The 1,441-nt window shown below is 33.2% G+C and carries 1 protein-coding gene; it reads left to right on the top strand.

What is annotated here, in order from left to right; translation table 11 throughout:
* Nucleotides 1-1,438, top strand: a 1,438-nt coding sequence (locus J8L97_RS22890; protein WP_211053024.1) for an SIR2 family protein, incomplete at its 5' end; no start/stop codon positions are given.
* Between the last annotated feature and the right edge of the window lie 3 nt (nt 1,439-1,441).

Here is a 1,441-nt window from a genome sequence, read left to right on the forward strand (position 1 = left end):
GATTGGTTCAGGCTTTTCATATAATTTTGGTTTCGGTAGTTGGGAAGCAGTTTTAGAGAAAATTAGTGAAAAGATTGAATACCCGCTTGAGCTAGATGTTAAAAACCCCTTAAAAGCCGCGGAATTATTATGTTCATATTCAAAACAAGAAAAAGGTTTCGATGAAATCAAATTTAACTCTTTAGTTGCAGAATCACTTTTAGATCTAAAAAAAGATAGTGTTGAACCAGACTGGGTTAGAAGATTTAGAGCATTTTCACCCAATATGATTGTTACAACTAACTGGGATAACCAGTTAGAAACAATATATGATGACCTGGTAAATGTTGTAGTTAGAAAAGATAAAGCACCTCAAGTCTCAAATACGGGAAAAAATCTATTTAAAATTCATGGAGATGTAGGAAGACCTTCAAGTATTGTTGTTACGCAAAGCCAATATTTTTCTTTTCAAAGGGAAGATACATATTTAAACCGTAAAATTTACACTCTATTTTCAGAAGCCTCTCCTATTTTTCTTGGTTATAGCCTAACGGATCCTAATATCGGTTTTTTATACGATGAAGTTTATGCCCATTTAGGCGAAGAAAAACCTCCTGCATTTATGGTTGTTCATCCAACGGTTGAAGATAAAGTTCTAGAAGAATCAAAACTACTATTCAAAGATAAAAACATTCATATTATTAAAGCAGAGATAGGTGAATTCTTAGAAGATCTATCTAACGAGTTCAGAGAGTATAAAAAGTCAGGGAAACGTTTTTTTGCCGAGCATGCCAATATAGAGGCTCGATTAAAAGAAATCGTAGCTCTTATTATTGGTAAAAAAACCATATCTCAAGATGATGTCTTAAAGCGCTTCAATAATCGTGATTCTAGACAACAAGCCGTTAAAGCTTTTGTTGAAATACTATCTAATCAATTATTGTATATTGAATTTGGTGGGAAGTTATTAGCTCCTGAAAATAGAATGTCTTATAGAGAAATCGATCAAATAGTTAACTCGATAATTTCAATGGTAAATGAAGATGGCTATCCTGACCAAGTGGTAAGGGAGAGCTTTTACGAATCAGTAATGAAGTTGTGCGCCAAATCAGATGGAGTATGGGATTTTTATAGTGCTAAACAACCTTTTTACAATATATTAAGAATTTCTCCTGGTGTAGAAAGTTCAGTATACAGTGAAAGGATCTCTCATATTATTGAAGTTTTAAGGTGGTCAGGAAAAGATAAACTCGGTAAGTGCTGGGATACGTGGGATGTTTTTTGTAAGCAAATCGATTGGGTTAGCGATTCAGATATTGAGGGTATTCTCACTGAAATGGAAAAAGAAGATAAATTATTTTATCGTTCATCTGATCGTGAATGGCTGACTAAGTTAAAAGAGTGTAAAAACATTAATGTCGATCAAAAGACACGTATAGACAGTGTAATCGAAATATAACAA

The sequence above is a fragment of the Pseudoalteromonas sp. MMG012 genome, from assembly GCF_018100875.1.
In the GTDB taxonomy this organism is placed as follows: Bacteria; Pseudomonadota; Gammaproteobacteria; order Enterobacterales; family Alteromonadaceae; genus Pseudoalteromonas; species Pseudoalteromonas aurantia.